The sequence below is a fragment of the Pseudomonas sp. NKUCC02_KPG genome, from assembly GCF_019345465.1.
In the GTDB taxonomy this organism is placed as follows: domain Bacteria; phylum Pseudomonadota; class Gammaproteobacteria; order Pseudomonadales; family Pseudomonadaceae; genus Aquipseudomonas.
This window is the reverse complement of sequence record NZ_JAHKRC010000054.1, coordinates 1-223: the sequence shown is the minus strand read 5'-3', so window position 1 is coordinate 223 and position 223 is coordinate 1. Positions and strand designations below refer to the sequence as shown.

1 pseudogene is annotated in these 223 nt (G+C 57.8%); it reads left to right on the top strand.

Annotated features, from left to right (window positions below):
* Positions 1-223, top strand: a pseudogene (locus tag KO536_RS24610) (urocanate hydratase); the annotation flags it as partial.

Here is a 223-nt window from a genome sequence, read left to right as displayed (position 1 = left end):
CTTCGACTACGGCAACAACATTCGTCAGATGGCCAAAGAAGTGGGCGTAGAAAACGCCTTCGACTTCCCTGGTTTTGTACCGGCTTATATCCGCCCATTGTTCTGCCGTGGCGTAGGCCCGTTCCGCTGGGTCGCGCTGTCGGGCGATGCCGAAGACATCTACAAAACCGACGCCAAGGTCAAGGAGCTGATCGCTGACGACGCCCACCTGCACAACTGGCTG